This window comes from Erythrobacter donghaensis (genome assembly GCF_001557325.1).
Classification (GTDB): Bacteria; Pseudomonadota; Alphaproteobacteria; order Sphingomonadales; family Sphingomonadaceae; genus Erythrobacter; species Erythrobacter donghaensis_B.
This window is the reverse complement of record NZ_LSJS01000194.1, coordinates 21042-27491: the sequence shown is the minus strand read 5'-3', so window position 1 is coordinate 27491 and position 6450 is coordinate 21042. Positions and strand designations below refer to the sequence as shown.

Genomic DNA, 6450 nt, shown 5'->3' with positions numbered 1-6450 from the left:
GGGCGCTCGCCGCTGTCGCGGCTTCGCGGTGTGTCGTCCCGCGCTCCAAGCCGCTGCCGCTTGCGGGGGTGGAGGCGGTGTTGTCGGGCAAGCCGGTGAGCCTCACCGCCTTCCACAGCCGCACGCTCGAACGCTGGGTGCGCGAGACCATCGCGCGTGAGCGGATCGAGGCGATCGTCGTCTTCTCGGGGCAGATGGGGCAGTATGTGCCCGAAGACTTTGCCGGGCCGGTGGTGATCGACCTGTGCGATGTCGACAGCGCGAAGTTCGAATCCTACGCCGCCGAGGGCGAGCGCAAGTGGCTCTACGGGCGCGAGGCGCGATTGCTGGCGCGCGAGGAGGAGCGGCTCGGGCGGCGCGCCGATGCGACCATCCTGATCTCCGAGGCGGAAGCCGCGCTCTATCGCAGCCGGCTGAGCGCGCCGGGCATCGCCCAAGTCCGGGTGATGGGCAACGGGATCGACGCGGGCTTCTTCGACCCGGCGCTGGTTGCCCGGCACCCCGAACTCGCAGGGACTGCAGGGCCGCATTTCGTCTTCACCGGGCAGATGGACTATCGCCCCAACGAACAGGCCGCGCTGTGGGTGATCGAGGCGCTGCTGCCGCGCCTGCGCGCGCGCCATCCCGGGGCATGCTTCCATGTCGTCGGGCGCAACCCGACCCGTTCGCTGATGGCCGAGGACGGCGCGCCGGGCGTTCGGATATGGGGTGCGGTGCCCGACGTGCGCCCCTTCATCGCCGCCGCCGACGCCGTCCTCGCCCCGCTGCTGATCGCGCGCGGGGTGCAGAACAAGGTGCTCGAGGCGATGGCAATGGCGCGCCCCGTGGTGCTCACCCCCGACGCCGCAACCGGGATCGCTGCCGAGGATGGGGAGCACTGGCTGGTCTCGCCGCCCGATCCCGCGGTGATGGCCGCACACATCGCCGACCTGCTCGCCAATCCCGCCGCTGCCGCCCGCATCGGCGCCGCTGCCCGCGACTTCGTGCTGCATCGCCACGGGTGGGATGCGATGCTCGCCCCGCTCGGGGGTCTCGTCGGCAGACGCGGGGAGGGCCGCCGCCATGCCGCCTGAGGCCGCCGCGTTCCCCACCCCGCGCGAGCGGCTGCGCCTGCCGGCCGCCTGGCGCGCGCCGCTCGCGGCGCTGGCGGCGGCGGGGCTCGCACTGGTGCTCGCGTGCCTCGGTGCATGGCAGGCCATGGCGCACCAGTGGTGGAACATCGACACCTACAACCACCTGCTGCTCGTCCCCCTGATCACCGCCTGGCTGGTGGCATTGAAGGAGGAGGAGCTGGCCCGTCTCAGGCCGCAGCCTTTCCTGCCCGGTCTGCTTGGCGTTGCGGCAGGCCTTGCCCTATGGCGGGTGGGCGAGGGGGCTGGCATCAATCTGGTCGCGCAAGCGGGTGCGGTGGGAGCTTTGCAGGCGGCGGCGGTGACCGTGATCGGCCTGCGCGCCAGCATCGTCCTTGCGCTGCCCATCGCCTTTGCCGCCTTCCTGGTGCCCTTCGGCGACGAGATCATCGCGCCGCTGCAAGCGATCACCGCCGAGATCGCCATCGCGCTCACCCGTGCGAGCGGCATTCCCGCCCGGATCGAGGGAATCCATATCGACACCCCCGCAGGCCTCTTCATCGTCGCCGAGGCGTGTTCGGGGGTGAAATTCCTGATCGCGATGGTGACGCTGGGCGTGCTGGTCTGCGCCACGCGCTTCACCCGCTGGCGGACGCGCGCCGGTTTCATGGCGGCCTGCGTCATCGTCCCGATCCTTGCCAACGGCGTGCGTGCCTGGGCGACGATCTATGTCGCGCAATATGTCGGCGCCGAGAAGGCGACCGGCTTCGACCATATCGTCTATGGCTGGGTGTTCTTCGCAATCGTCATCGCGGTGCTGCTCGGCGCGGCGTGGCGCTTCGTCGAGCGCGAGCCGGAGGAATATGGCTGGACGCTTGCCGAAATCGAGCGCTGGGGCTGGGTGCGCCGCTTGGAGGTCTCCGGATTTGCGCCGGGGAGCGCCGCTGCCGCGATCATCGCCTTGGCCGCGATTGCCGCGCTCTCGCTGCTGCTCTAGGCCTCGGACGCATGTGCGGGATTGCCGGGATTTTCCATGCCGAGACGCCCAAGCCGGTCGACCCTGCACGGGTCGTCCGGATGTGCGACGCGCTCGCGCATCGCGGGCCTGACGGGGCAGGGGTGTGGACCGACCACGGCGTCGGCCTCGGCCACCGCCGCCTCTCGATCATCGACGTTGCGGGCTCCCCCCAACCGATGACCGCCGCCGACGGCCGCGCGGTGATCGTCTTCAACGGCGAGATCTACAACTTCCGCGAGCTGCGCCGCGAGCTCGAGCAGGCCGGGTTCACCTTCCGCACCAATGGCGACACCGAGGTCATCCTTGCAGCCTGGCAGAAGTGGGGGCCGGACTGTCTCGCGCGCCTCGACGGGATGTTCGCCTTCGCGATCTTCGATCTGGCGACGCGGCGGCTGTTTCTCGCCCGCGACCGCTTCGGGGTGAAGCCGCTATTTATGGCGCATCTGTCCGACGGCAGCATCGCCTTCGCCTCGGAATTGAAGGGCCTGCTGGCCCACCCGCAGCTGCGCCGCCGGGTCAACCCGCAGGCGATCGAGGCCTTCATGGCGTGGGGCTATGTGCCCGACAGCCACGCGATTCTGGCGAGCGTCGAGAAGCTCCCCGCCGGGCATTTCTGGCTGCTGGAGCAGGGCAAGGCGCCGGGCCGCCCGCAGCGCTGGTGGGATATTTCCTTCACCGAGCGCGAGCGGGGGAGCGAGACCGATCTCTCCGCCCAGCTCGTCCACCTGCTGCGCGAGGGCGTGCGCTCGCGCATGGTCGCCGATGTGCCCTTGGGCGCCTTCCTCTCGGGCGGGGTGGACAGCTCGGGCGTGGTCGCGCTCATGGCCGAGGCGAGCGCCGCGCCGGTGCAGACCTGCTCGATCGGCTTCGATGTCGCGGCCTATGACGAGACCTCCTACGCCCGTCAGGTCGCCGCCAAATTCGGCGCGGACCATCAGGAGCGGATTGTCGCGACCGACGACTTCTCGGCCATCGACAGCCTCGCCGCGTTGTTCGACGAGCCCTTCGCCGATGCCTCCGCGCTCCCCACCTGGCGCGTCTGCCAGCTGGCGCGCGAGCGGGTGACGGTGGCGCTCTCGGGCGACGGAGCGGACGAGGCCTTCGCGGGCTACCGCCGACAGGTGTTCCATCACCACGAGGAGCGGGCGCGCTCCGTTCTGCCTGCCGCCTTGCGCGCACCGCTGTTCGGTGCGCTGGGCCGCGCATGGCCCAAGGCCGACTGGGCCCCGCGCCCCTTGCGCGCCAAGGCGACCCTGCTGGCGCTCGCCGAAAGCGGCGAAGAGGGCTATGCCCGGGGCCTCTCGGTGACCCTGCCCGAGGCGCGCCGGGCACTCTATTCGGAGAGCTTCGCGGCGAGCCTCGAGGGCTTCCGCGCCGAGGACGAGCTGATCGCGCTGATGCGCACGGCACCGGGCCGCAGCGGGCTCGACCGGGCGCAATATGCCGACCTTACCTTCTGGATGCCCGGCGACATCCTCACCAAGGTCGACCGCACCAGCATGGCGGTGAGCCTCGAGGCGAGGGAGCCCTTGCTCGACCATCGTCTCGTCGAATTTGCCGCAAGGCTCCCCGAGGGGATGCGGGTGCGCGGCAGCGTCGGCAAGTATCTGCTCAAGAAGAGCCTCGAACGCTACTTGCCCCACGACATCCTCTACCGCCCCAAGCAGGGCTTCGTCACCCCCATCGCCGAATGGCTGAGGGGGCCGCTCGCCGACGCGTCGCGGGGGATCGCCACGGGGAGCCTCGCGCAGACCGGGTTCTTCCAGCCGCAAGCCATCAAGGCGCTCGCCGAGGCGCATATCGCGGGCCGCGCCGATCACTCGCGCACTCTGTGGCAGCTCCTGATGCTGGAGAAGTCGCTGACCCAGCTGGGGGTGAGCGGCTAGTCTTCCGTCCCGTGACCGAGCGCCATGTAGTCCTCGCTCTGCATCTCGTTCAGCCGGCTCACCGTCCGCTCGAATTCGAACGCTCCATCGCCCGCCCGATAGAGCTCCTCCGGCAGCGCGGCGGCGGTGACGAACAGCTTCACGCGGTGCTCGTAGAGCGCGTCGATCAGCTTGGTGAAGCGGATCACCTCGTTCCTGTTCTCCGGCCCCATCTTGGGGATGCCGACGAGGATCACGGTGTGGAAGGCGCGCGCCACCGCGAGGTAATCCGCCGCGCCCCGGTTCTCGGCGCACAGCTTCTTGAAGCTGAACACGCCCACGCCCTTCAGGCACTTGGGCACATGGAGCTTGCGCCCGCCGCCGAGGTCGAGCTCGCCCGAGGGCACGTGGGCGGCGTCGTCGGGATCGAAATCGGTGAGGCGGAAGAAAGCCTCGCGCACCTGCGCCGTGGCGGCATCGCCCATGGGCGCGTGCCAGGTGTTGAGATCGCCGATGCGGTCGAGCCGGTAATCGGTCGGGCCATTGAGCCCCAGCACATCCATCCGTGCCTCCACGAGATCGATGAAGGGCAGGAACAGCGCGCGGTTGAGGCCGTCCTTGTAGAGATCGCGGGGAGGGCGGTTGGAGGTGGTGACGATCACCGTACCCGCCTCCATCAGCGCGGCAAAGAAGCGGCCCATGATCGCGGCGTCGGCGGTGTTGTTGACCACCATTTCGTCGAAGGCGAGGCACTTGAGTTCCGCCGCCATGCCCTGCGCGACGTGCATCAGCGGGTCGCGCTGTTCGGCCTTGCGCGCCTCGGTGAGGTGCCGGTCGAGTTCGAGCATGAAGGCGTGGAAGTGGACGCGACGCTTCTCGCGCAGGGCCAGCGTGTCGACGAACAGGTCCATCAGCATCGACTTCCCGCGCCCGACGCCGCCCCACAGGTAGACCCCGCGCAGGAGAGCGGCAGGCTTGGCACCGAACAGCCTGCCGAACAGGCCGGGCGATGGGGGTGGGGCCTCGAGCTCGTCCTGCAATCGCGCCAGCCGCTCGGCCGCAGCGCGCTGTTCGGGGTCGGCGCGCAGCTCCCCGCTGGCGATCAGCGCGTCGTAGCGGGCGATGAGGCCGGGCACCGCGTCAGCCCCGCGGCTGCATCTTGCGCACTATCCCCGAAAAGCTCGCGACCGTGTCCTCGCCCTGCACCACCATGCCGCGGATGAAGACCAGCTTGCCGGTCTCGCGCACGATCTCGGTGACGGCGTCGAGCGGCCGCTGCGGGTCACCGCCGCCCACGAATTGCGTCGAGAGCTCGAGCGTCACAGAGGGCCCGGCATTGCCGGTGCCGATCCGGTGCATGGTGACGAACAGCGCGATGTCGATCAGCGCGAGCGTCACCGCGCCGTGGATTACGCCCTGGAGGTTCATGTGCCGCCGCTCGGGGAACATGCGCAGGCGCGCCTTCCCGTCCTCATCGACGCGGGTGATGAGCTTGCCCATCACCGCGCCGTTGAACAGCGTTGCGTCCTTGAGATCCCAGCGGTGCCAGCCGGGGTTGTCCGGGCAGGGCCCGTGCTCGAAAACGTCGTCCTTGAAGCTCACCGGATCAGATCGCCAAACACTCAGATCGCGCGCTCGGCCATCATCTTCTTGGTCTCGGCGATCGCCTTGGCCGGCGAGAGGCCCTTGGGGCACACGTTGGCGCAGTTCATGATGGTGTGGCAGCGATAGAGACGGAACGGGTCTTCCAGATCGTCGAGCCGCTCGCCGGTCATCTCGTCGCGGCTGTCGGCGAGCCAGCGATAGGCCTGGAGCAAGATCGCGGGGCCGAGGAACTTGTCGGAGTTCCACCAGTAGGACGGGCAGGAGGTCGAGCAGCAGGCGCACAGGATGCACTCGTAGAGCCCGTCGAGCTTCTCGCGCTGTTCGGGCGATTGCAGCCGCTCCTTGCCGCTCGGCGTCGGCGAGACGGTCTGGAGCCAGGGGCGGATGCTCGCATACTGGGCGTAGAAGTGCGTGAAGTCCGGCACCAGGTCCTTGATCACGTCCATGTGCGGCAGGGGGGTGATGCGGATCTCGCCCTTCAGGTCCTCGATCGCGGTGGTGCAGGCGAGGCCGTTCTTGCCGTTCATGTTCATCGAGCACGACCCGCAGATCCCCTCGCGGCACGAGCGGCGGAAGGTAAGGGTCGGGTCGATCTCGTTCTTGATCTTGAACAGCGCGTCGAGGACCATCGGCCCGCATTCGTCGAGGTTGATCTCGAACTTGTCATAGCGCGGGTTCTGGCCGGAGTCGGGATCGTAGCGGTAGATCTTGAACGACTTCACCCGGCCGCCCGAGGCCTTGTGGGTCTTGCCGGAGCCACTGATCTTGGAGTTCTTGGGGAGAGTGAAGGTCGCCATTACGTGATCCCGGTTACGCAGTTGCGACCCTACTTAGCGCCATTGCCCGCGCGCGCAAGCGGGGGGTGACTGTCAGTTGTTGCAGGCTTTCGCAC

At 68.9% G+C, this 6450-nt stretch carries 6 protein-coding genes; 3 read left to right on the top strand and 3 right to left on the bottom strand.

Translation table 11 applies throughout. The annotated features are described in order from the left end of the window. The 3 genes from AX692_RS11850 to AX692_RS11840 form a co-directional block, all read left to right on the top strand. A partial coding sequence (locus AX692_RS11850) for a TIGR03087 family PEP-CTERM/XrtA system glycosyltransferase (protein WP_073975127.1) occupies positions 1-1073 on the top strand: 1073 nt, incomplete at its 5' end. Next, positions 1063-2067 (top strand): exosortase A, encoded by a 1005-nt coding sequence (xrtA, locus tag AX692_RS11845; RefSeq protein WP_073975125.1) that lies wholly within the window; start codon positions 1063-1065, stop codon positions 2065-2067. The genes AX692_RS11850 and xrtA, both read left to right, overlap by 11 nt. 11 nt (positions 2068-2078) lie before the next feature. Continuing rightward, positions 2079-3974 carry an XrtA/PEP-CTERM system amidotransferase gene (locus AX692_RS11840; RefSeq protein ID WP_073975124.1) on the top strand — a complete coding sequence of 632 codons (1896 nt, stop codon included), beginning with the start codon at positions 2079-2081 and terminating at the stop codon, positions 3972-3974. On the opposite strand, the gene zapE is transcribed toward AX692_RS11840, so the two are convergent. From zapE to AX692_RS11825, 3 genes are read right to left on the bottom strand one after another with little or no spacing between them, the layout of a single operon-like run. After that, entirely contained in the window at positions 3971-5089 is a 1119-nt protein-coding gene (zapE, locus tag AX692_RS11835) for a cell division protein ZapE (protein WP_073975123.1), read from the bottom strand. The two genes, AX692_RS11840 and zapE, sit on opposite strands and share 4 nt — an antisense overlap. A 4-nt stretch (positions 5090-5093) precedes the next feature. Continuing rightward, on the bottom strand, positions 5094-5555 hold the full coding sequence (locus AX692_RS11830; protein ID WP_073975122.1) for a PaaI family thioesterase: 462 nt from the start codon (positions 5553-5555) through the stop codon (positions 5094-5096). Positions 5556-5575: 20 nt separating this feature from the next. Next, positions 5576-6355 (bottom strand): succinate dehydrogenase iron-sulfur subunit, encoded by a 780-nt coding sequence (locus tag AX692_RS11825; protein ID WP_073975121.1) that lies wholly within the window; start codon positions 6353-6355, stop codon positions 5576-5578. Positions 6356-6450: the final 95 nt, after the last annotated feature.

Excerpts from the sequence above, each read along its gene's own strand:
- AX692_RS11840 (WP_073975124.1), top strand. The coding sequence starts at position 2,079 with ATGTGCGGGATTGCCGGGATTTTCCATGCCGAGACGCCCAAGCCGGTC.
- xrtA (WP_073975125.1), top strand. The coding sequence starts at position 1,063 with ATGCCGCCTGAGGCCGCCGCGTTCCCCACCCCGCGCGAGCGGCTGCGC.
- AX692_RS11825 (WP_073975121.1), bottom strand. The coding sequence starts at position 6,355 with ATGGCGACCTTCACTCTCCCCAAGAACTCCAAGATCAGTGGCTCCGGC.